The 22,610-nt window shown below is 36.8% G+C and carries 32 protein-coding genes; all 32 read right to left on the bottom strand.

Going from position 1 to position 22,610, the window contains the following annotated elements; all coding sequences use genetic code 11:
• Positions 1-106: 106 nt before the first annotated feature.
• Positions 107-322, bottom strand: coding sequence for a hypothetical protein (locus tag F5ESL0261_RS04120; RefSeq protein WP_034977671.1), 216 nt, complete (start codon positions 320-322; stop codon positions 107-109).
• Between the two features lie 35 nt (positions 323-357).
• Positions 358-1,170 (bottom strand): hypothetical protein, encoded by an 813-nt coding sequence (locus F5ESL0261_RS04115; protein ID WP_122052268.1) that lies wholly within the window; start codon positions 1,168-1,170, stop codon positions 358-360.
• Positions 1,171-1,953: 783 nt separating this feature from the next.
• Positions 1,954-3,147, bottom strand: coding sequence for a DUF6575 domain-containing protein (locus tag F5ESL0261_RS04110; protein WP_122052267.1), 1,194 nt, complete (start codon positions 3,145-3,147; stop codon positions 1,954-1,956).
• 2 nt (positions 3,148-3,149) lie between these two features.
• Complete coding sequence (locus tag F5ESL0261_RS04105) at positions 3,150-3,602, bottom strand: hypothetical protein (RefSeq protein WP_122052266.1); 453 nt, start codon at positions 3,600-3,602, stop codon at positions 3,150-3,152.
• 217 nt (positions 3,603-3,819) lie between these two features.
• Entirely contained in the window at positions 3,820-4,617 is a 798-nt protein-coding gene (locus F5ESL0261_RS04100; protein WP_122052265.1) for an N-acetylmuramoyl-L-alanine amidase, read from the bottom strand.
• Positions 4,604-4,924: a phage holin, LLH family gene (locus F5ESL0261_RS04095; RefSeq protein WP_122052264.1), complete on the bottom strand. Its 321-nt coding sequence runs from the start codon at positions 4,922-4,924 to the stop codon at positions 4,604-4,606. Before F5ESL0261_RS04095 ends, F5ESL0261_RS04100 begins: the two co-directional genes overlap by 14 nt.
• A 28-nt stretch (positions 4,925-4,952) precedes the next feature.
• Positions 4,953-5,183, bottom strand: a complete 231-nt coding sequence (locus tag F5ESL0261_RS04090) for a hypothetical protein (RefSeq protein ID WP_122052263.1) — start codon at positions 5,181-5,183, stop codon at positions 4,953-4,955.
• 12 nt (positions 5,184-5,195) lie between these two features.
• On the bottom strand, positions 5,196-5,585 hold the full coding sequence (locus F5ESL0261_RS04085) for a hypothetical protein (RefSeq protein WP_122052262.1): 390 nt from the start codon (positions 5,583-5,585) through the stop codon (positions 5,196-5,198).
• Positions 5,560-5,715, bottom strand: coding sequence for an XkdX family protein (locus F5ESL0261_RS04080; RefSeq protein WP_233560897.1), 156 nt, complete (start codon positions 5,713-5,715; stop codon positions 5,560-5,562). The genes F5ESL0261_RS04085 and F5ESL0261_RS04080 overlap by 26 nt, the downstream gene beginning before the upstream one ends.
• The gene (locus F5ESL0261_RS04075; protein ID WP_122052261.1) at positions 5,715-6,119 is read right to left on the bottom strand and encodes a hypothetical protein; all 405 of its coding nucleotides are present in this window, start codon (positions 6,117-6,119) and stop codon (positions 5,715-5,717) included. The genes F5ESL0261_RS04080 and F5ESL0261_RS04075 overlap by 1 nt, the downstream gene beginning before the upstream one ends.
• Positions 6,120-6,135: 16 nt before the next feature.
• Positions 6,136-6,396, bottom strand: coding sequence for a hypothetical protein (locus F5ESL0261_RS04070; RefSeq protein WP_147446230.1), 261 nt, complete (start codon positions 6,394-6,396; stop codon positions 6,136-6,138).
• A complete protein-coding gene (locus tag F5ESL0261_RS04065) occupies positions 6,396-6,815 on the bottom strand; it encodes a hypothetical protein (RefSeq protein ID WP_122052259.1) in 420 nt (139 codons plus the stop codon). Before F5ESL0261_RS04065 ends, F5ESL0261_RS04070 begins: the two co-directional genes overlap by 1 nt.
• 14 nt (positions 6,816-6,829) lie before the next feature.
• Positions 6,830-8,347: a hypothetical protein gene (locus F5ESL0261_RS04060; RefSeq protein WP_122052258.1), complete on the bottom strand. Its 1,518-nt coding sequence runs from the start codon at positions 8,345-8,347 to the stop codon at positions 6,830-6,832.
• A 17-nt stretch (positions 8,348-8,364) separates the two neighbouring features.
• A complete protein-coding gene (locus F5ESL0261_RS04055; RefSeq protein ID WP_122052257.1) occupies positions 8,365-8,913 on the bottom strand; it encodes a putative phage tail protein in 549 nt (182 codons plus the stop codon).
• Positions 8,906-10,054, bottom strand: coding sequence for a baseplate J/gp47 family protein (locus F5ESL0261_RS04050; protein ID WP_122052256.1), 1,149 nt, complete (start codon positions 10,052-10,054; stop codon positions 8,906-8,908). The genes F5ESL0261_RS04055 and F5ESL0261_RS04050 overlap by 8 nt, the downstream gene beginning before the upstream one ends.
• Positions 10,044-10,517, bottom strand: a complete 474-nt coding sequence (locus F5ESL0261_RS04045; protein ID WP_122052255.1) for a DUF2634 domain-containing protein — start codon at positions 10,515-10,517, stop codon at positions 10,044-10,046. Before F5ESL0261_RS04045 ends, F5ESL0261_RS04050 begins: the two co-directional genes overlap by 11 nt.
• Position 10,518: 1 nt before the next feature.
• Positions 10,519-10,860, bottom strand: coding sequence for a DUF2577 domain-containing protein (locus F5ESL0261_RS04040; RefSeq protein WP_122052254.1), 342 nt, complete (start codon positions 10,858-10,860; stop codon positions 10,519-10,521).
• Positions 10,842-11,954, bottom strand: coding sequence for a hypothetical protein (locus tag F5ESL0261_RS04035; protein ID WP_233560896.1), 1,113 nt, complete (start codon positions 11,952-11,954; stop codon positions 10,842-10,844). Before F5ESL0261_RS04035 ends, F5ESL0261_RS04040 begins: the two co-directional genes overlap by 19 nt.
• A complete protein-coding gene (locus F5ESL0261_RS04030) occupies positions 11,951-12,631 on the bottom strand; it encodes a hypothetical protein (protein ID WP_233560895.1) in 681 nt (226 codons plus the stop codon). The genes F5ESL0261_RS04035 and F5ESL0261_RS04030 overlap by 4 nt, the downstream gene beginning before the upstream one ends.
• Before the next feature lie 13 nt (positions 12,632-12,644).
• Positions 12,645-15,752: a tape measure protein gene (locus tag F5ESL0261_RS04025; RefSeq protein WP_122052252.1), complete on the bottom strand. Its 3,108-nt coding sequence runs from the start codon at positions 15,750-15,752 to the stop codon at positions 12,645-12,647.
• A 205-nt stretch (positions 15,753-15,957) separates the two neighbouring features.
• Positions 15,958-16,374: a hypothetical protein gene (locus F5ESL0261_RS04020; protein WP_122052251.1), complete on the bottom strand. Its 417-nt coding sequence runs from the start codon at positions 16,372-16,374 to the stop codon at positions 15,958-15,960.
• Between the two features lie 16 nt (positions 16,375-16,390).
• A complete protein-coding gene (locus F5ESL0261_RS04015) occupies positions 16,391-16,876 on the bottom strand; it encodes a phage tail tube protein (protein WP_122052250.1) in 486 nt (161 codons plus the stop codon).
• Positions 16,877-16,893: 17 nt separating this feature from the next.
• Positions 16,894-18,297, bottom strand: coding sequence for a phage tail sheath subtilisin-like domain-containing protein (locus F5ESL0261_RS04010; RefSeq protein WP_122052249.1), 1,404 nt, complete (start codon positions 18,295-18,297; stop codon positions 16,894-16,896).
• On the bottom strand, positions 18,294-18,701 hold the full coding sequence (locus F5ESL0261_RS04005; protein WP_122052248.1) for a DUF6838 family protein: 408 nt from the start codon (positions 18,699-18,701) through the stop codon (positions 18,294-18,296). Before F5ESL0261_RS04005 ends, F5ESL0261_RS04010 begins: the two co-directional genes overlap by 4 nt.
• The gene (locus F5ESL0261_RS04000; RefSeq protein WP_122052247.1) at positions 18,698-19,138 is read right to left on the bottom strand and encodes an HK97 gp10 family phage protein; all 441 of its coding nucleotides are present in this window, start codon (positions 19,136-19,138) and stop codon (positions 18,698-18,700) included. The genes F5ESL0261_RS04005 and F5ESL0261_RS04000 overlap by 4 nt, the downstream gene beginning before the upstream one ends.
• A complete protein-coding gene (locus tag F5ESL0261_RS03995) occupies positions 19,135-19,500 on the bottom strand; it encodes a hypothetical protein (RefSeq protein ID WP_122052517.1) in 366 nt (121 codons plus the stop codon). The genes F5ESL0261_RS04000 and F5ESL0261_RS03995 overlap by 4 nt, the downstream gene beginning before the upstream one ends.
• Positions 19,500-19,859: a hypothetical protein gene (locus tag F5ESL0261_RS03990; protein ID WP_122052246.1), complete on the bottom strand. Its 360-nt coding sequence runs from the start codon at positions 19,857-19,859 to the stop codon at positions 19,500-19,502. Before F5ESL0261_RS03990 ends, F5ESL0261_RS03995 begins: the two co-directional genes overlap by 1 nt.
• Before the next feature lie 2 nt (positions 19,860-19,861).
• On the bottom strand, positions 19,862-20,857 hold the full coding sequence (locus F5ESL0261_RS03985; RefSeq protein ID WP_233560894.1) for a capsid protein: 996 nt from the start codon (positions 20,855-20,857) through the stop codon (positions 19,862-19,864).
• A 6-nt stretch (positions 20,858-20,863) separates the two neighbouring features.
• Positions 20,864-21,409, bottom strand: coding sequence for a phage scaffolding protein (locus tag F5ESL0261_RS03980; RefSeq protein WP_045927891.1), 546 nt, complete (start codon positions 21,407-21,409; stop codon positions 20,864-20,866).
• Positions 21,410-21,530: 121 nt separating this feature from the next.
• Positions 21,531-21,860, bottom strand: a complete 330-nt coding sequence (locus F5ESL0261_RS03975) for a YjcQ family protein (RefSeq protein WP_122052245.1) — start codon at positions 21,858-21,860, stop codon at positions 21,531-21,533.
• Between the two features lie 12 nt (positions 21,861-21,872).
• Positions 21,873-22,085 carry a hypothetical protein gene (locus F5ESL0261_RS03970; RefSeq protein WP_122052244.1) on the bottom strand — a complete coding sequence of 71 codons (213 nt, stop codon included), beginning with the start codon at positions 22,083-22,085 and terminating at the stop codon, positions 21,873-21,875.
• A gap of 12 nt (positions 22,086-22,097) precedes the next feature.
• Entirely contained in the window at positions 22,098-22,607 is a 510-nt protein-coding gene (locus F5ESL0261_RS03965) for a polymorphic toxin type 50 domain-containing protein (protein WP_122052243.1), read from the bottom strand.
• Positions 22,608-22,610: the final 3 nt, after the last annotated feature.

Here is a 22,610-nt window from a genome sequence, read left to right as displayed (position 1 = left end):
TTAATACAACTAACTAAAATTAAACTATTCAATTAAAATACAATTATTTCAAAATGTGACCTCAAAATTCATAAAATATTTGAAGGTCATTTTTTTGGTTAAAATTTTATTTCTTGATTTCACACGCACTCACAATTTCTGAGATGCGAACTTCATTTTCTTCAGAACCTCCAATAAAAGTTAATTCTGGTTCATCATCTTCTTCATTCATAATATCTTGGACAAATATTGTTTTCGTTTTACCATTTTTTAACTTAAATTGAACAGTTCTACCATAAAAATGTTTTCCTAACTCTTGCAATGTCATTTTATGTGGATCCATTTCATCAACTTCCAAATAAAAACTTTACCTTTTTATTATTTCTTATTAAAACTTGGATAAATTCCTTTTTTTCTGTTAATTTCATCTAATTTTTCATCTATGAAAAAATCGTTCAAGTCTTTCATTTTCCAAATTTTTGAATCACTTTCATAGAAGCCTTGTGTACTATAATCCTTACTATCAAGCTTAATTTCTTTAATATTGATTAACCGTAAGCATCCAAGATTATTATCTTCAACAAATTCACATTTAAGATGCTCATTTTCAGAAGTTGTATACCAAAGAGTAATATTATGTACTACCGAAGGACTTACTATAACTTCTTTATCGTGAACATAAACTTTTTGCTCCTTCGTCAATTTTTTAAAATCAGAAATATTAATATCAGGAAAGGCAAATTGGATAGGTATACAATTTATTCTTTCACTCGGCTCTATCCTACCTATATAAAAAGTTTCATCTTGTATACCAGATATCTTTAATTTATATCTTATCATAAGCTTGACAAACAAAATTGGTACCATAGATGGATTATAAATTTCAAGAACATTCCCGTGATTGTAAATATGTTTACGTAAATTTATTCTAACCTCTGTAGCATATAGATTATTAAACTCCGAAAAAAAAGATCTTATTTCTGGCTGAACTACATTTTCTACTGTCCAATATCCTAAACTAAAAACGGGTCGAGCCTTTTCTTTATTCAGTTTTATTTCATTGTTAATTTGCTTTTTAGTTTGAAAATACACAGTCATAATGCTGACTAAACTAAAAATAATGCCCACCCAATCAGCTAAAGATCCTAGTTGAAAACTATTACACCAACTTATTAAGCGATTAAAATTCATATTTGTATCACACATTCCAAAATCAACCTGTAATTAGAAAAATTATATAACTATTTTTCAGAAAGTAAAAATATGTTTTTTTAATTTAATATCTAACGACCTTAACTTTCAACTTGACACTTACTAAAAAATTATTTCTTTACACGGCCACTTGTAATATTTTGATAACTTTAGCAAAAGTTTATGCTCATATGATTGACGAACTAAAAGCTAAAACTGATAACCGCATTGAAGAAATACTTGATACGCTATAAATAAAAAATGGACTAAACAATGCTAATGATAAGCACCGTTTAGTCCATTTTTAATCCATCATTATGCTTAAATGCGGTAAAGTCAGCATTTACAACATAGATTATATGGAGGTGAGGGGCGTAAATAAAGATAATAGATAAAAATAGTTAAAGCTAGTTTCTTTATATATCAATAATTTTCGATAATTTTTATGTTTGCTAAAATTATTAAATATAAAGTTGGCGAACATTTTGGCGAACATCGTCAAATATTAATTAATCTCAATATGATTAGTATTACCTAACTCTATCTCAGTATCCCCGATAACAATCTTATCGCCATCATACCCTTTGACTTAGCCGACAATGTCGAACTGTATTTTCTTATCAACAGTTTTTTTCTTTAGTTGAACAGAGATATCGTTATTATGAAGCTAGCATGTAGCTTTATTTACTTATAGTAGCTCCCAAGTGGAAGCTTTTTTATTGCACAAAAATAAAGCCACCCTAGTTTTACCTAAAGTGGTTTAATTTAACTTTTTTAATTATATTAATCTGCTTCGTCACTACTTTCCCATGATAAAAGTTCATAAGTAACACGTTCTTTGACTCTATTAAGATGATCTGAACTTACAATTACGTTTAATTTTGCTTGACCATAAGCTGGAATAACAAATTTTTCTCTTTCTGTTTTGACAATTCCATTATAATTAAAAGATTTATCATTCTCACCTATAACAGTTAAAGTAAACTTCTTTTGGTTAAAATCATAACGTGTTAAATATCCGCTCATAGTTTTAGTTTCCTCATCTGTAGTATGAGATAATTCATCAACTTTATTTATAAATTTACTAATATTATTAGGAGTAAAATGTGAATCCAAGATTTCAGTTTTTTCTCCTGGTCGTGGTATTTCTGCTTGGATTTTCCCTCCTTTTACTCCTGTAATACACTCAGAAAATTTATTTAGATGCTCAAGAACAAGCCAGCCATATTTTTCTACTATCTCATTTGAATCTATTTTATTGCCATTTTGTGTTTCTTGAAATAGCTCTACAAGCTTTTTATATGGCAAAGCCTCATCGTCATTTATTAGTGAAGACACACCATTTGAAAGTAGCTTAGTACCAAAAGATCCAGGATAAGTTCCTGCCACTTGAAGCTGCGTTGTGGTATCTTCCACATATCTCTTTATCAAAGTTTTGAAGTTTTTGGGCTGTTTAATAGCGATTAATAAATTTTGAAGTTCTTTTAAAAAAATTGTATACATACTAACAGAAATTTCATGTATAAACCGAATCGGCCGAATAGAAATATTTAGACCATACCTATTATCTTTACTAATTTGATCAGATATTATTGAATTTTTTAATGTTGAAATGTCTTCATATTCTATAAAAGAATCTTCATCAGGTAAACAACTTGATTTAATTTTAGCTGTTTCTTCAATGAAAAATTCATCTTGATTAGTGTTTTTCTTTTCAATATAAGTAATTTGTGAAACCGGATTCTTATATAAGTCTAACAAAGAAATATCACTATTTTCCAAATGACGTAATTTATCAAATGTTACTGGCAAAAATGCCCACACATCAGTATCGCTATTTTCTTCATAATCGATAAAGTTAGCGACAAAAAGTTCGCCAGTCTCACTAGCAAAAGAATATAGAATAGGTTCATCATAATAATCGTAAATATGATAAATGTTTATTTGTTTAAAAGGAACATGTTTTATTTTTCTCATAATTATGCCTGTAATTTGGTTACTTGAAAATGTTGTGTAGCTATATCTGATTTACTAGACATCCAGAATGTAAAATGTTTATACTTTTTTTTATAATTGGTGGTATCAAGTAAAACACCATCGGCCTTATTCACTGCTACATAATAAAAACTTTTAAATTTCTTTTTGATTGCTTTATTGTTTTTAGCCATTTTAATAAATGCTGTTTTAGCTTGTTTCTCTGAGAGAAAGCATGAATACCCTGATGACTGACACATTAGTTCATAATTATTAGCAGATCTCCATTTATTGTATGCATGTTTAATTTTTGAGTCTGATATCCAATCTTTGCTATCAGTTTTATTATTGACTTTTTTAGAAAATCTATAAATTTTTCCTTGAAATTGCTTAGCTTCCTTTGGCGGGCATTGATATTTGATAGAGTCTGGAAAATCCTCTTGATTATTATATTTCATATATTTCATTTTTCCCTTAAAGTAATTTAACCAGAGATAATTAAATAGTATTAGAATAATAATGTCAATTAAATTTTAAGTTATTGGAATATATAGTAGTGCTTTAAGAATAATTTTCTATATATAGTATGTATGGCTTTAAGAATGCATAAAACTGATACTTTAACACAACAAAAATAAGCCACCTAGAAATTAATCTGAGTGGCTTAATTATATATTATTTAAATTTCCCCATTGCTTTACCATACTTATCTTTTCCGACAATGTAGCCGTAGCCATTGACACGTGGCTGCCTTAGCCATAATCTCTTTGGGCCTTGTAAGACAGCATCATACTTAATCGCGCTGCCCTTTGGCAATTTAGCAATTGCTGGTGCGCTAATGTGTGGTGAGGTATGTAGTTTAAGTGCTTTTCCTAAAATAAAAGTTCCTGGCTTCTTAACCCATTTTGATTTGTTGCTTGCACTTTTAGCAGGCTTTTTTGCTGCAGGTGCTGTGCCACCTACACTATGAGCAACGTCGTGGGCAAACTGTGCCTTACTAATGCCGATACTTGACAAATAGCCATACGGATCAGAATGGTCAGTGTTACCTAAGTGCTGAGTGATCCAGTTGTGCGTTTTTACACCACGTTTTGCAGAAGTATCAAGTGTTAACGGAATACCGTACTTTTTAGCATACTCACGAATTAGCCCGATATAGTTACGGTAGGCTTTCTTTGCTCGAGTCTTATTGCTAAATTCACACAGCTCGATTTGCATTGGCGATAATTGATTGCCATAGTAACCACAACCCCACGCTACATAGCCTAAGCCACCTACCAGGTAGCACTCTTTGTCGTCAACGACCAAATGCACGTAGGTCTGTGCGGTATTAATGCCAGCTTTCATGTTGTGAGCAATTGCCCACGCTTCACCATTAGGTGTTGCCGTTGAATGAGCTACAATAATATCTCTTTTAGCAAGAGCAGACGCACCTTCATTTGCAGACAATGCATACTTTTTATTTAGCTTCATTTTTAACACCTTCTTGATAAGCCTTCTCAACCATGCCCTCAGCTGTTTCTTTAGTTATTTTTGCTTTCGAAGCCTTTGCTTGTTCTAGTAAAGCGTCAGTTGCTGCCTGCTTCTTCTCTGCTCCCGTGATATCGGTATGCGTTGCCTGTTGCGTAACGATATATTGCGCTACGTCATACAGCCATTTCATTTTTTCGGCAAATGCTGGATTGTGTTGTTTAGCATATTGATAGACAGAAACAATGCCGACTGCTAATAGGACAACGTATGGCAATAATGAATTTAACAAATTAATAAATTGAGTCATTTTTATTCCTTTCGACAAAAAAAGAACACTAAATAGTGTTCTCTAGCTTCTTTTTTAATTCTTCGTATTTTTCTTGTATTTCCAGTCTTTTTTTACGTTCATAAAGATAATCCTGTTTAAAATTATCTCTTTCAATATTGAGGTTCTTAATAATGTCGTCTGTGTCCTCCTTATGTGATGTGTGTGTCACAGCTAAAAAGGTAGCAGCTGCTTCGATTAGTGTTCCTAGTACATAAATTAGAGTACTAACATCATGCACACAACCACCTCTCTAACTTTGATAAATACTATATAGGCATAATAATGATATTGCGGTCTCAACAATCACTGTTATATCCATGCGAAATTCGCCCACACCAAAAGCATGTCCCAGTTGCAAGCCGATTAAAAACCACAAAGTCCAGGCACCCAAAATCAAGATAAACATGCGCCAACCTCTATTTCTCTTCTTAAACATAGAATCAGCGGTAATTAAAAGACCTAGTAATATTATTGCTAGGTCAAGTCTTTTATCGTTCATAAAAAGTGTCCACTCTGGTGGCCAATAGAAATAGTTCCTATCACGTAGCAAAGCGATGCCAATGGCTAAAATGGTGCCACCTGCTATGGTCTGATCGTGGTTCTCATTAATATTACTAAGCAGACGGTGCCACATAGTCATCACCTGTTATTTCCTTATATGCCTTCTCATCAATGGTCTTGCCTACGTATCCAGCAATCATAGCTTTGGTGTATACATTGACGCTAAAGAGATATTTGTAAAGCGACTCAAATGCGTTCATTATGTTCATTATTTTGCACCTCCATCAGATTCTGTTGCAGTATCAGCCTTGTCATCAGTGCTTGGCTGTGATGCCTGTTGTGCAATAGCACCTTGCGATACTAAGCCTACTAATGTACCTAGCTGCTGGTTAAGAGCCTCATTGCTTAGTTTGCCATTGGCAATATCATCTTTTAATTGCTTAATGCTTTCTGCCATTTCTGCCAATTGTTGACCTTGAACTTTACCATCAGCGTCAAACCAACGATAGTTATTCCAATCATACATTGGAAATTTAAAATTTGGGTCTGGCGCTTCCTCAACAAATGGGTAGTTTACTGTCGCACTTTTTGGAATAAAACCAAACGCAAAAGGAACTTGTGCAAATGAAATATACACTTGCTTAAAACTATTATTAATACTTGTTTCTGCCATCTTAACTCTCCTTAATTTAATTTATCAGCTCTACATCTGATTTTTTTACCCAACCGCCATAAATTGATACCCAATCTTTATATGTTGCAATTATAGTATTTTCTGACCCAGCTAACATTGTGCCAGCGTTGCCTTCAGCGACTAAATGGTCACCAAAACTATTGCTAATATATCCTCTTTGAAGGCAATCTTTAAGTAATCGAACTTTGCGACCGACATAACTTTTATCAAATGTTTCTCCATCTATAATCAAATGATTAACTTCTTTGCCATTCATTAACATAAGGGAGCCACCTCCCTCATGTTATATATTATTAGTAAATAGGAGGGACTATTTACCCCCCCCACTTCACTTTTGATGGTAATATCCGACAGCCTTATATAACATGGCGTTGAAACGTAAAAAAACTTATTTCCTTCGCCCGAAAAACTAATTTGAACCTGAATCCAATATTCTCCATCTTCAGGTTTAGTTTTTTTTATCAAAAATAGGCATTGCTTAACTGGCACTATTTCATCTTTGGAAGTAGAACCTATTGAAAAGCGTCCTGTCGTAGCTAATGAAACATCGCCAACATAGTATACTGTTTGCCCCTTTTTAACTTGGACATTGGTTCCGATCAAAGAATTTTTAACAGCTGAAAACTGTTGTCCTGCTATAATTAGATTGTTAACTTCTTTGCCATTCATCAACATTCCATTACCTCCTCTTATGGTGTTGCCACAAAAACATTCGGATGCGCTTTTGAGTATGCAATGCCACTGTCTAGATCATCACACTGGTGGACAATTTCCTTATTTTCCTGAATTTCAATCCTAGAAATCAGATCATTGTGACGCTTGTCAGATTCAGCTTTTGTGTAGTGGTCAGTATTCACATTGCCATTGTTGTCAGGAGCTGTGTTGTCAACCTTTGTGACAACGTTAATATTAGCTACACCATTATCGTTTGGACTGATTGCTGTGCCACCATTAAGGCTGATCTGCTTCATCTTCCCGAAGATGTCTTTCATGTTAACAAAGCTGACTGTATAGTAAGCATCACTGCCATATTTATAGCCAGCTCTGTACCAGCACTCAAAATTAAATTTAGTAGCTTGAAACATGAATTGCTGAAAATAGTTCAATGAATACCCTGGGTTTTCACCCTCCAATACGAAAATATATGTCTTACCATCACTCCGATAGCCATCAGGTATGTCATTCTTAGCGAAATTAAAACCATTTTTAGAATAATAAATCCCTGGTTCTGTTAAAGAATCAGGGTTAGTTTTATTATCTTTTAAAATTGGATTTGAAATTGTATGGATTTTGTCTAAATCCTTGTCATTTGCAATTTTGAGAAAGGCTTCCTTGCTCGTTGCATCGGCTTTGGTGCGCACGTATGTTAGGCTTCCTTGACCGTAGTCGCTAATGTAGACAATTTGCTCGTACGTATTTGCACCATTCCACTTAGGAACATCAAATATCCAACCATATAAATTGCCTTGCGTTGCATCAAAGCCTGCCATTTTGCCGTCAGACTGCAATTGGCACCCAAGAAACTTGCTTATCCCAACCGTTGAGAACGTATCAAGGTCAATTTTCGTATTATAGATATTATTGCCACTATCGCTGTTAAGGGCTGTTAAATTTTTAATATCATTGTTAATCGTTTGATGAAGTGAGTTAATCTCTATATCAATTTTGTTGAATAGATTGGTAATATCCTGCTTCTGTGGCAAAGCCTGAACAGCCTTAGCTAGTTGCTCTTGCGTAACTACACCATTGTCAGTGACATCAACTGTGACATTATCAGTCTGACCGACTACCACAAACATTGTTAAGTTGAACTTGAATAATACTTTATCCTTGAAGTCAGGCATAGTTTCTGGTTCCAAAGCCGTAGTTAAAGCATAAAGAAATTCCTTATCACTGCCATCCTCTTTTGCAAATAAACCAACGGTATTGATATTGTAGCTGTTTGATAAATCCTTGTTGTTAAAAATAAGTTCAGTTCCAATGACAATGCTTTTATCCTGTGCAGAATCTGCGACATTATTAATCTCGCCATACTGCATCAGGCTAGGTAGTGCCGTCAACTGTTGCAACTCGCTGATACTCTTATCCGCCAATTTTTCAGTTGATGTGGCAGCCCTAGTAATCGTGAACTTGGTTTTACCAGAACTGGCTTTAGCAGCTAAATCAAGACCTGCATTGGTTAAAATCGTTTTATTGTATTTCGACAAATCTTTGCTCCTCCTTTCTAATTAATAAACTGAGAAACGTTGGCTTGCACTGCAGTTGTTGCTTTCAGCCAAGTCCCCAAACCAACTTTAAAATCGTTACTAACTTCAGCTCTGTTTAGCGCCACTCTAATCTCATAGATCATGTTGGCTGGCAGATATATGTTAAGCAGGTATTTAATGTTTTCAATTTGACTGCTATTAATTTCAGTGCTTTTAGCCTCAACTATGGCATCCCTCTTAATAACTTTGATAGTCGCAGGTATTTTCAAAGTTGCAAACAAGTCGCGCAAGTAGCCAATTGTAATTGGTCTTGGAGGCAAAAGTCGCATCAATACTTTGTTTTTTCGTGTCGCTAAATCATCATTTGGAGCAGGTTTAATCCCTACCTGATCTTCAAAGACAGAAATGCCTTTCGCATCTGTTTGTGTGACAAATTGGTTTAAAAGCAGCCGTAATTGCTCACTTTCTGCTTTGTCCAGAACGCCACCCTGTGCATGCATTATTGCCTGCATTTCGTAAACATCATTGTAATAGTCAGGAAGATAGTCCATTAAATTGTTAGCCATCTAACTTTACCTCCCCTAAAACTGGCAGTTGTGAAGTCTGATTATCAAACACAAGGGCAATGTCTTGATCAGAGCCATTTAATGTTGGCACAGACGCATTGATCACTCCATCAACCATCATGATTTGAGATAGGATTTTGGAGCGATAAATTGTTTGAGAGTAACTTCGCCCAGTTTTAGCATCAATATTGTTCCAGCTTTGCCTTAGCAACTTAAAATATTCTTCGATAGAAGTCTTGATTTTTGCCTTAGCTAGGTCAGTACCATGCGTGCCATCAATGTTTACTGTTGCTGCTATGTTAACTGTCAATGGTGTTGGTGCAACTACAGTTACTTGATGGTCAATTGGAGCCAAGCCATAACCTTGACTCTCATTGTCAGTAGGATCAATTATGTTCTTTACTTTTTTGACTAAATCAGCACTGGCTGGCATTAGGTTATTGTCAACGATAACCAATTTAACCGTACCTGCTCCATTCCACACTGGATACACTTGCCCTGCTCCAACTTCGCTTATTTTGCTGAGCATTGCCAAATAATCAGTAATGTTCCCACCGTAAGCAATCCAGTCATCTGCTCTTAACAGACGTTCACGTAAGTGGTCGTCTGTTTCTGCATCTCGAGCTGGAGCCACTATCTCGGTTATTTCTGCCCATGAAAGACTATCGTTGCTCGTTACTGGCAATATTTGCCCGATGTAAGAGTTGGCTGTTGTCCCTGGGTCATCGGCAGTTAATTCACCGGTCAAATCATCATTAATTTTTTGCACCGTATAAAAAATAGGCGTTTCCCCAATGCTTGCGAATTGGTCGCCTATCTGTACGTTGTTAATGGGATTACCGTCTGAATCTAAAAACTTTGCTTTGACCTCTGTCTGCGTTGCCGTATATCTGGCTGTGCCGTGTTCGGCTGCCCGATAATCAAGGAATTGTCCTTGAGCTGTCTTGACATAAGTCTGCTTGACAATATTAGCTAAAGATAGTGACTGCTGTGCCATAACCATAGCTGCAGGTGCGAGTGCGTCATATACGACCGAGCCTTCTCTTTGATCAATATCATCTGGCACATTATCTAGCATCAGATTAAGCCAATATTCAAAATCTTGCGCCATATAATTAGCAGCCAATTCATCAGGATTCATCAATCGTCACCTCACTATCTATGCCAATATTGCCGTACACCGTGACGCAGGTGCCTTTAATTCCTAAAGTATCTCGGCTTACTTCAATTACTTCATCTATATCAGCATCAACCACTCGGTCATCTGCCAGTAATGCTTCTTTGATCATTCGCTCGGCTTCAACTTTGGCATAACCCATGTCTTTGCCAATTAAATCGTTTAAATCATTGCCATACTGGTCAGAGTAAATGGGATAGATTAGACGCTCTGTCTGCAGTATTTTGTTTACTGCTTGAATCATGGCTTGCTTCTCATCAACTTTACCACGAATGCGTCCATTTTCAATTTTAAAAGTTAGAGTTGGCTCATCATCCAAAGTCTCATCATCACCGCCATCAGTGTCAATATCGGTATCTTCCAGTTCAGCACTTTCATCGTCCATGTTGTCATCGTCAGTCACAATAATATTGTCATCGTCATCCATGCTATCCCTCCTCTCGTTCGAATAGGTAAAACTGCTGTCCGCCATCCATCCGGATCATGGTTACCTTGTCGTTCTTTTTTAGGCTGTTATCAAATTCCATATCTTTAAAAGTAATTTTTTCGGTTTTTATGACATCACTGCCAGTAATAGTTGCTTTACCTGGTAGCTTGAACTTGCCAATATGCTTTCCCAATACGATAAAATTATCGTCAATTACCATGTTATTAGAAAGTTGCACCTTCAATGGCTCCGTGCTAATAACAACTCCATAGACAACATCAGCATAGTCACTGTCTTTACCGCCACGGCTTTTTAGCATCTTAATTAAGCGTTCTCCAGCCATTCCGCACCTACTTTCATTGTTAAGTGGCACATGTAATCTGTGCCAAAATCATGCTCAGCCTTTAATATTGGGCAATTCTTCAAGGTCTTGTTAATGTCGTTAATCTTGATCGTCACGGCATTGCCTGCTACCAGGTCAACGTTACCAATGCAGTCAATTGTTAATTCCTTGTTCGCACGATTACGCTTGCGTAATTCATCCTTAGCCTGTTTTACCATCTGAGCGTGATTAGCCTTATTTTTCTTATTAACAGTAACCTGCAATTTGCCCCACTGCTCTGTTGAATCGCCTTTGGTACTAACAGTTTTAAAACTGGTACGCTTAGCTTCATCCTTTTTACTGGTCTTAGCTTTGGCACTAGTTGTTTTTTGATTCTTACCATTAGCCTTTTTTTGCTTGGCAGTGGCTGATTTAGACTGAGACTTTTTAACATCCTTTTGGATGACCTTAACCACATTAGCTGTATCGTTAATATCAACAGCATAAGAAAAGCCCGTCATTGCGGACTTACTACCAATTATAATTTTTAATTTCTTATAGGGCGCACGTCTTAGCTCCACCGTATCGTAGTTGCAATACACATAATACATGTGCTTAGTCGCACTCAAAGTTTTGGAAATGGCACTCTTAAGCATGTCAAAGTATGTTTTACCATCGCATACTTCGGCAACAACTTTATGAGTAGGCTTGTCGACTACTTTATGCTTAATTCCTGCACGTTTGCAAACATTGTTAAAACGATCAGCAATAGTGCCTGACTGCCAGACGATTGAGTCCTGGTTTTTTAAGTAGCGTTCTTTGTCATAGCAAGTAACACTAACTGTGTCATCTTCTTTGACTTTGTAATTAAAGACGTAGCCATAAAAGATTTTATAATGACTCCACCTGAACTTAATGATATCGCCTGTGTAAGGGATAATCGGATGTGCTTTCTGAATTAAGTCAAACGTCAATTCGCCAGCACTAAAGTTAAGGTCAGTTGTCCATTTAACGTTCGCCACTATCTTACGCAAATCGTAAGTGGTTCCCTTGCCATTTTTCTTAGATTTACGATACATGTTGCTACGACGCACTAACTTAAATGTCGTAATCATGCTTTCTTCACATCGCTTTTCTTAACCCAACCCCGAGCAATGCCATTAATGCCAACACATATTGGGTACTTATGCCCTTTGGCAATGTTAATTACTTGGCGCTTGGCGTTTTTTTCATAAGCTCCCGGACCATTACCGTTCGAATCTAAATGTAAACGCCCATTTACGATTACTTTTGAATGAATTCCAAACTTTTTAGGTGGCGCAACTCTCTTTTTACCTTTTTTCGACTTATGTTTTTTCTTCTTTTTAACTTTTTCAGCTTTAAAGCTACGGTATTGCTTTAGTTCAAGCGTGTACTTATACTCTTCATCAAAGCCATCCTCAAAACCATAATTGAAACTGGCAATTGTCATGCACATGCTTATTTTGGTGTTGGCAACAACTAGCCTGACTAATCCTTTGGCTTTTTGGATCTTTTTAATCCATTTGATGTAATAATCAGGCTTTTTAGGCGAATCATCCGCTAGATAGGTCGTTTTGTATTTTGGCAAAACGGATTCGATAGTAATTCCTACTAGCTTAATATTGCCCAGTCGATTTATTTCACCTAAATTGACTACCGTTTCACTTTGGTCATCGTTCTCGTAATTAAGCTTTAGCTCGGCTGGATTGACTGGTAGTTGAATTGTTTTGCTGGTTTTGTAACTTGTCAAAAAGACGCCAAAACCGTCCATAAACATCACCTCTCTAACTTAATGATTTTTCGCTTTTAGAAATAAGATAATCTTCAAATTTGCCAACAAGAGTTTCGAAGTCTTCATCCTCTTTACCTGTGCTGTTAATCTGGATAGCGCCACTTTCTATCGTGACAGTAGAGCTACGATTGTCGTTGCTTAAACTATTACTGCCGAATTTAGTTCCAATTAAATTCGAACCATTAGCATCATTGCTACTGATTGAAGTTTCTAATTGATCTTGTTCATTAATACCAATTCCTGCTGTAGCTCCATCCAATCCGTTTAGTGCATTGGCAACACTATTTACAGCAGTTGCGGCACGGTCAAAGCCATTAGCAAGCAAATCTCCTGCATTAGTTTGACCCATTACCAAAGGATTAAGCCTTGGTGTCATATCTGATGCAGCGGCGACTACACCCTCTGCCATGCTCGCTGAGGCATTTGCAGCTATATCCGCGTCATGATTTAAACCAATCGCAAGCCCCTGGTCTAACCATCGGCCAAATTGATTAAACAGTTTAGAAGGTGACCCCAAATGGAAGAAACTCTTAGCTGCACTAACAACTTTTCCTGCAACATTTGATACTGCATTAACTGCAGCACCAATCATGGATTTGATCCCATTAACTAAGCCTTGAATCAAGTCTCTACCAACACTTACTAGTGAGCCAGCAAAACTTCTTGCTGCATTAACTGCATTTGAAATACCATTTCTGACACTATTTACGACGTTACTCATTGCACTCGTGATAGCTGTAACCATCATGGTTCCTGCCATGATAAACATAGTGACTAACATCATCACTGCAACTCCGACGGCTGCTAAGCCACTGGCAACAACCATCAATGCAACACCTACTATTAGTAGACCGGCTCCCAGAACAACGGCTGCTACACCTAATAATAGTGTTGCAACAGCGTCTATCATAAGTAATGGTGTAGCTAACATTAACGCCAAAGCAAACACCATCATTCCTACTGCCGCAATGATAGCAACAACAGCTAATATTGCTATACCAGCTCCCATTAAAACTAATCCTACTGCTGCTATAACTGAAAATACTGCAAGTAATGCAACACCAACTGCCAACATAGTAATGCCAACTGCCGCTATAATTGCAAAAACACCTAATATTAATAGTCCTGCGCCCAATAAAACAGCTCCAACTGCTGCAATTACTAGTGATACAGATAAAACTACAATAGCTAGGGCTAGAGCAACTATGCCGATTGCTCCAATGATTGCTGCTACACCGAAAACTGTAATTGCGACTGCTAATAAAATAATATTTAAGGCAGCTTGAGCGCCATAGGTGGCAATGTTAGGCAATTGCATCCCTAACAGTGCCAAGCCTGCCGTAGCTATAAAAATGGCTACCCCAATCAATAGAAGCGAGGCTCCAAAGATAAGAAATCCTGCTGCTGAACTAATAAAAGCCGGTCCAAGTAATTTAACTACTACAGCTAAAGCGCCAATTGCAACTAACATTCCAAAGAACACGGCAATCGACGTACCTCCGCCACTTGCTAAAGAATTTGCTGCCTGAGCAAGTATCCAGAAACCACTAGCAACTAATACGACAGCAACACCGACTTCCATCAATGCAGCACCTAATTTTAAAAAGGCTCCAGCACTTTGCATAATTCCTCCCGATTCAGGAACACTATTTGTTGGTATTTTAGGAGATTTTACTTTTTTAAATGCTCCAAATACTTTTGCTATACCTGAAATTCCTTTACCAAGAGTATTTATTACTTTGAAAGCCGCAAAAGCTATTGCAAGGTTTTTAATAGCCCCTGCAATATTATTTAGTGTACCAGGCTTCAGTTTGCTAAGTTTATTTAGACCATATACAACAGTTGTAAATATTAGTCCCCTAGTTCCTGTTTTCAGAATAAAGAATGCAGTACCTAAAGCCTGCAAACTACTTGGATCTAATTTACCAATTACTTTTGCAATTGCGCTGATTGCCTTGGCTATTCCCGAAATACTTCTACCAGAAATTGAGCCTAATGTCGTAAAAAAGCTAGTCTTGCCATCTCCTTCGCTCATCGTGTCAATTACATCACTAACAGCGTCAGCTATAGTTTGAAACATTTTCCCAACTTCTTTACCAGCGCCAGTACTGTTAAAGCCATCGAATACATCTTGCAAACCTAATTTAAACTTGTCAAAAATTGGTTTAACGTAATTAATGGCATTAATGATGCCATCCCCAAAGGAGTTCCAATTTAACTCACTCATTTTATTGGTTATTCCTTCAATTGCACTAATTCCAATTTTACTTAATTTTTGAAATTGTGGCTGTAAACCGTTGGATAAAGTTTCTTTCAGCCCATCCATTGCCTGACCAACAGTTTTATACTGTGTAGCCATTTTGCTGAAATTAGCATTAGTACCAGTTTTGGCAACAGAATTAAGAAATTCCTGGGTTTTTATTTTTCCGTCCTGCACATTTTTAACTAAGTCTTGAGTTGACATATGCATAGACTTAGCGACTGCAGCCATACCTGCTGGTGTTTGTTCAAGCATAAGTTTGAAGTCTTGCCATTGAACTGTAGGCTTTGCAGCCATCTGTGTTGCTTGTTGACTCAAAGTCTTCATAGCCTGCTTTGGATCAGTAGCAGCTGCAGCCAATCCACCAAATCCTTTGACTAGCCTCGTAGTATTCTTAACACCTACAGCTGCCAATTGGCTATAAGTAGAGGACATGTCTGATGCAGAATAAATTGTGTCTTGGGCAAATTTTTGCATCGAACTTTTGGCTGCTGCTATCTGTGCTGGTGACCTACCTAATTGACGCATGTTCCCATCAAATGTTTGCCAGGAAACACTAGCCTCATTTAGTTCATCAATCATTGAATGAATTCCGGTGGTAGCAGCACTTGCAGCTGAACTAATCATTCCGCCAAAGGCAGTTCCTGCTATGATCTGTTTTAGTCCAATTCCTGCAGATCTAGCGCCATTTCCAAGAGATAGCATTCCATTACTACCCCCATTTATTGCATTTTTAAGACGGGAACTCCAGCTAACACTACGTTGTACACCAGCATTAAACTTATTTAATACATTACTGAAAGCATCATTTATTTTTAAAGTACTGCTTATTGTAGCCATTAGTTACCTCCCTTCTATATATGTTTAGACCTAGCTTTACGTTTAGCTTCTCGCTCTTGCTTTTTTTCTTCTTTTTGCCTAATTTGAATAGAAGCTACTACTAGTGCTTTTTCTTTTTGTGTCAATTCAGCCCATTGTACTGGAGTCCAATGATATTCATTCAAGCAGTAATAATAAACGCTGAAATCGCCATAAGACTCATTAATTAGTTTTTTGCTTGTTCGACATAGTTGTTAATACTGTCAATATCAAAGCCTGATATTTCTTGGATTGATTGTCCAAGGTCAGCATACTGACCAGCATTTAGCATTTTCTTTAGGACACCAGCAGGATCTGCAATACAAGCCCATGACTTTTGTAATTTTTCATTATTTAAATCTGGTTGTATAACTGCTTCAGCCATCATCAAATCAACTAGCTTGCCTTGGTCAGTTTCTTGAATACGTTGATGCGTTTTTTTGTTAACATAGCTAGTCGTTGCTTGCTTTTGCATTTCATTAAATTCATCCGCTGTGAGTGCTTTAATAATAAAAGGTGACTTAAAACCTTTTATTTTTACTTCCTTAGTTTCATTTTTGGGCTTGACATTTTCTGCTAAAAAATCCTCGACATTATAAGCCATTTTTGTTTCCTCCTAATTACAAATCGAATCCATTAAAACCGGTGACTAAATTTACCTGTTCAAAGGTAAAGTCTGATTCCCAATCCATAACGCCATCATCTGCTTCAAAGTCAGCAAACGGCACATCATCTAAGTTTACTTCGCCAAAATGCAAAGTTTGTGTTCCTGCTCTACTGGTAGGATCATTAATAGTCATTGTGATTTCAAAATATAAGTCTTTGCCGCCATTAATATATGGCAAAGCGTATTTTGTCCAATTTGAACTAATTAGGTAACCTCCAAGTGTTCCAGTACCTTCTACTGAAGTAACTTTTTTGTGCTTCCAGCGACTGCCTAATGTTTGCACATCTTCTTTATTTTTTTCTAGTTTTGCACTAAATTTTTTGCACTCAATTAGCGGAATAACTTTGCCTTCAATTGTGACGTATACTTTGGCATCTTTGGTTGAGATTGTGTCACGACCATTAAGAAAGCTGCCAACTGTGCTTACTGTTTCATCCATGTTTTAAAAACCTCCTATTATTGCACAACCATTGTCATGTAAAGCTTTTCCATTGAATCTAAAGGCTTTACTGCTAAGTTAACGAGAATTGAATCACGTTCATTACCTGCTTCAATAGAAATATCGTCTTCCTTGAAATCACTGATTACATTCGCATCTGCTAAACCTTGCAGATAGCTTACTCGGTTAGCCTTAAACAGATCACGTCCTGTTGTACTATTAGTGATCTTGCCGATAAACATATCTTCGAATGTCCGTTTGGTATTGGTTGCAATCGTATCCATTGTCCGTACTACACGGTTTTTGCTGAAGAAGACTGGCTTTTCTGCAGTGACTTTAGTTAATGAATTAATGTCCTGCTCAATTACAACAGTTTCATTGCGTTTTGTTGTAAAGACTATTTCGCCATTTTCTAAAGCCTCGATAGTTCTGTCATTGCTGAATTTAGGATATGCGCTAATTGCATCTGGGTATTCCACATAGGTCAATGATTTAGCTGCATCAGCTGAACTTGAAGCACCTGCAAAGAAACCTGCAGCTACTGTAGCATCTAGTTCTGTGCCGTCCCCTAAAACAACGCCATTCGCTACAGTAGAAATACCTTCATAGTTAACCTTGTCAGCTGTATAAGGAATAACACCACGTACTTTGATGTCATTGTCTTCACGCAAATGCTTAATTTCATCGACCAATTGCTTATGTATCGGGCTATCAATTGGGAAACCAGCTGTAGTGGCTACATCGTAGTCTTCGGTTTCAAGTGCATCATTTAATAAGTCGCTAATGTCTACTGGCATAGTAGTTCCGCCTGTTAGATCAACCGTTACATCATGCTGTAAATCAGCCAATGGATTAAGGCTTGCTGGTTTAACAATTGGTGCCTTAGCATTATCATCGCTGTCCTGGGTAGTAGGACTTGTTGGTGTTGTTCTGTCAGTCAATTTAACTATGATATAGTCATTTGACATTAATGCTTCTGGCTTATCCACATTAATATCCTGTTGATCAACAATCCTACTGCCTAACAATGTTGATACGATCACTTTGCTATCACTTTTTTGTACAGTTACATGCAAATTATTTCCGACTGTGCCAGAATATTTAGCAGTGAATGCCCATGGTAATGACTCATCGTTGGCTGTAGCCGCAACACCATCATTGTTGTTTAACAATAAAACTGTATTTGCACCTTTAAGCACTTCATGGAGCGTTTGCAGTTCAGGCTCATCAATATCGTGTCCTAACAGTGCCTTAAAGTTTGAGTCACTGTTTAATTTAATAATCCCTTTAGCTCCCCAATTTAGCTGAGTGCCAACTGGTAGTAATGTCCGTCCAATGTCCATACCATTATTGTCATTGCCTTTACCGACAACGTTAAAATAGGCACCTGGACGGCGCTTATTCTGTGTTTTCCAACTCATTTAATATTTCCTTTCACTTCTTCATTGTTTAATTTAATTTCATCTTTTTTGTCGGGGTAAAACCTGCCCCAAACTTCGAATTGATAGATTAGCGTGTTGTCTTCTTGTTGCGTAACCTGTATATGCCTTAACGGAGCAAAATTTTTTAACTCTAATAAACCGCTCAGAAGATAATCTTCCACTCGCTCCATATCCGTTTTAGGATTGTCGGGATCAGGAAAATAGATTACCTGATAGGCATACTTTCGATATTGCCTGTCAAACATTTCAGGAGCTTCGCTGGTATCAATTTTTTCAATAAAAAAAGACGGTTCTTGAAATCCGTCTGCTTGATTTTCAGTGTAAATTGTTGCATCAGGGAATAGCCGTGCTAGCTCGTCAGCAATCCTTTCAATTATTGTCATTCCATCAGCCTCCTCAGGATATTGTCCATAACTGGCGTAATCAGCTGTGGAATTTGGTTAGAAGTCTGTTTAGTTGCTTTTTGCAGAAAATGCTGACCAGGAACCCAGCTTGCCTTTAGTCTTTTACCAATTGCAGGTACGTATCTGCCTGGTGTCTGTCTGTGTCCATTCTCGACAAAAGAAGCATAGTTTTTGCTATTTCTAAGTTCAATTGTTATGTCAGCCCCTGAAAAAATCGGACCAATTAATTGCCAACTCCGTCTTAGATCACCAGTTTTAACAGGAGTATTAGCTTCCGCATTGCGCTTATAGGTCTCCCCCACATTCTTAACGCTTTTCTTGACTTCGTTTTTTAACTGACCACCTGATATCTCAGCATTGACATGTTTGGCAAATTCTTCAAATTGACTATTGTCAAAATCTCCAAATGCGCTCATGCTTTTTCATCCCTTGTCATTGCTATTTCTTGGTGGCTCGCATAGCCTGAATAGCCTTTACTACTACGTTTGTACTTCGTCACCTTGCCATTAACATCAGTAACAATAATAGTCGCACCTGCCGGCACATCTATTCCTGTTCTGAGTAGTAACGTTGCGTCATACTCATCTGTGCCAAAAAACGACTGCTCACTGGCTTTTAATCCTTTGAGTATAACCTTAGCTGGTTCATCTGTAACTATCGTCACAGGCTCACTGGTGGTTATGTGGTGCTCATTAACTACTTTTTTAGTAGCCTGAATAGTAACCTTGTCAGTCCATAACATCGGAGCTATGTCTTTCAATTTATTTAGCGCATCAATCATTGTGGTAGTCTCCGAAAATGAATTAGGTCACTGATAAAGTCATCAGTAACCGGGTTAAGCTTTTGTACCTGAGCGTATATTTCAGCAGGCGAGCCGAAGTTAACCGACACATCACCTTCACTAATTGAATTGACGGTATCATTACTAGTCCATTCGTGTGTCTGAATTAATTGCAGGCACATTGCTATGATAGTGCTGTCTATTTCTGGTGGCAGTTCTCCAACTGGTATGTTGGTAAAGTTTGCTACAGACTGGATTACTCTATCTACACTATAATCAATCAGATCACCGTTTGCCTTGTCACCTAATAATTTGGTGACCTTATCTTTAATCTCCTTTTTTCTTTCATCGTTCATTTTTACTTCCCGCTTTTGCTTGCAGTTTTAGTGCTACTTGCTTTAGTGTCTGAATCCGCATCTGCTGCCTTAGTTGCTGGAGCTTGTGGAACTGTTTTATCCGAAATTACAAACTGAATACCAGCTGTTTTAGTGTTTAGCAATAAGACATCATTATATGAACTTTCGTAGTAGAGACAGTTCCCGCTGTTAATTGCCATTGGGTCATCAAAGCCAACAAAATTATATTTTTCTGGTGCAATTTGAACCCCATTACTAATCAGCATCATATCAATTTGCTTAGAATTATCGATGGTTTTGGCACCTACCGTAAAGTCGTACGCTGTTTGCATTAAATCAGTTGGCACAACAATAATTGATACATCATCTAAGCTGTGAACAGAACGATTAATATTGTTAGGATCTTTTAATACTAAACTTCTATTGATGGTTTCTGCTCTCTTCAACATTGCATTAATTTTAGTTGTTACATAAAGAAATCTGCCTTGGCTAGGAATTCGAGCCTCATCAAAGTCGGTCATCATATTATCAAAAGCAGTTAGAATGTTCTTTTCGTCCAAAGTGTCAGTAGTAATACCTTTGCCACCATCCTTTGTTTGCTTTTCTAAAAACAGCTTACTAAACATATATTTATCCATCTCGGGCATTTTCTCGTCCAAATTAAATTGACGAGTGATGTTCGCAATTGTAATTGCATAGTTCGTTTCATTCACATCGTTAGGATCAACCAAAGTGTCCCAATAACGCTCATTAGTTAGTTCATAACTGTCCCAATCGTTGCTGTAATTAGCTTTAATGTCTGTAATCTCACGTCTTTTTCTGTCTTTTCGACCTTCTAGAATTGTCAGTCTAGGTATTTTAATATGTTTTGCCCCATCAAAATCAATTAATTTATTAGATGGAGATAACCATAGATCACTGGTAAATAAGTGACCATCATAAAATCCTTGTTGAACTGCTTTTTGATACTTGTCTGCATAATTAACTATTGCTTCCATTTACTTTTATTCTCCTTTGAAAATATTAGTCATGGCCGCTATTGGATCAGGGTCTGTCTTAGCTCCACCACCTTGTGGTTGATATGGTTCCTTACTACCTTGATCAAATAGATAGCCATCTGATTTCTGTAATGAACTAATTTGATCGTCTAAGCCTTCAAGTTCGCCTTTGTCGTTGAGCTGTATATCGTCCATATTCAGCAGAGCCTTAGCAGCCTTGGTATTACGTACCTTTGCCTTGCCCAATGCACTGTCGACTGCGCTATTGAGCTTGGTTTGTTGCAATTCCTTAGTTAAATTCTCGGTGTCTTGCTTGTATTTGCTCTGTAACTCTTTGAACTGATTAGTGAGTTCTTCGTTATCGCCTGCTTGCTTTTTGAGTGTTTTTAAATCCTTGTCGCGCTCTGCAATCTGCGACTGCAAAGACTCGTTAGTCTTATTCAATTCGTCAATCTTGGACTTTGAGTTTTCAACATCGGCGCCATGTAGGCTCATTACTTTGTCAATTTGTTCATCTGTTAAATTTAATTTTTTTAGTTCTTCACGTTTCATATTTGTTTCCTCTCTCGCTTCTTTTTACGTGTGGCGAACACAAATCAAGGTATAAAAAATAAGCCTTTTTACGCCATGCTCAGGGCAATAAAAAGCAGCTGTTAAGCTGCTTTAATAAACTTTACCTAAGCCAAAACTTTACTTCTTTTAAAGCTTTATACAATTTAGTCATGCTGGAGTTTTCAGACAAGAATTGTAAACCTTGATCAGTAATAGGGCTATCTTTTAGTATGTTAATTGTTAAAAAGCCCTGTGGATCTATTTCAAATGTTTTTTTATCAACATACCCTCTCTTTTCTAAATCACTTAAAACACTCACAAATTTATCTGAGCCAACACTATCAGCTATCTTTTTTATTTGATCAGGATTAATTTGTTCTACATTATCTCTACATTCTTTAAGATACTGCAAAATTTTAAATTCTATAGTTTCATAGCTGTTTTGGGACATAATATTTCTCTCCTATGCTGGTACTGCACTGACCACATCTGAAATCCAAATATCTTGAGGATCGTCACCTGCAGCCATGAAGATTAGTTCAGGCTGATCATCGTCCTCATTTTCGATTTCTTCAACAAAAATAGTTTTCTTGCTACCATCTTTTAATGTAAATGTGACATTTCTTGCGCGAAAATTTGCAATTATTTCTGGTAAAGACATTTTATGTGGATCCATTTTTCAACCTTTCTAATCTAATTTGTCTGGCTTTCTAGGTGTAATATGTGCACCTTTATTTTTTCTATAGGAAATACGTCCTCGTTTAGTTGGAAATAATTTACCATTTATGTCTGACCATAAACCAATATATGATTCATGTTTAAACAGAATCTGATTTTTATTAACGCTTTCGTTTTTCTTTCCATATTTGTCAATCAACGATTGAGCTTCAGCAAAAGATATAACCAGTTCACTTAATGGTCGTTTCCGACCCTTTTTATAGTTATTAAATTCAGGCGTATCCCTTACATGTTTATTATACTGCTCTGCATTAAGTTCATTCCACTTATATTTTCTTTTATTTGTTATGTATCTTGAAGCTTTATTTACTTTATACACTTTGACTAGATTTTTACGCTGATTATCTATTTCTTTTTGCCATTGGTCAAAGGTCATGTTTTCAACATACATACTTTTGCCCGTTTCAGGATCACGAGCCCAGCGTTCAGAGCTATCGGGCAAACCTTCAATATATGGCATTGT

The organism is Lactobacillus sp. ESL0261 (assembly GCF_003693025.1).
GTDB classification, from domain to species: Bacteria; Bacillota; Bacilli; order Lactobacillales; family Lactobacillaceae; genus Lactobacillus; species Lactobacillus kullabergensis.
Note: the sequence above shows the minus strand (reverse complement) of the source record. Positions and strands in the feature narration are given on the sequence as shown.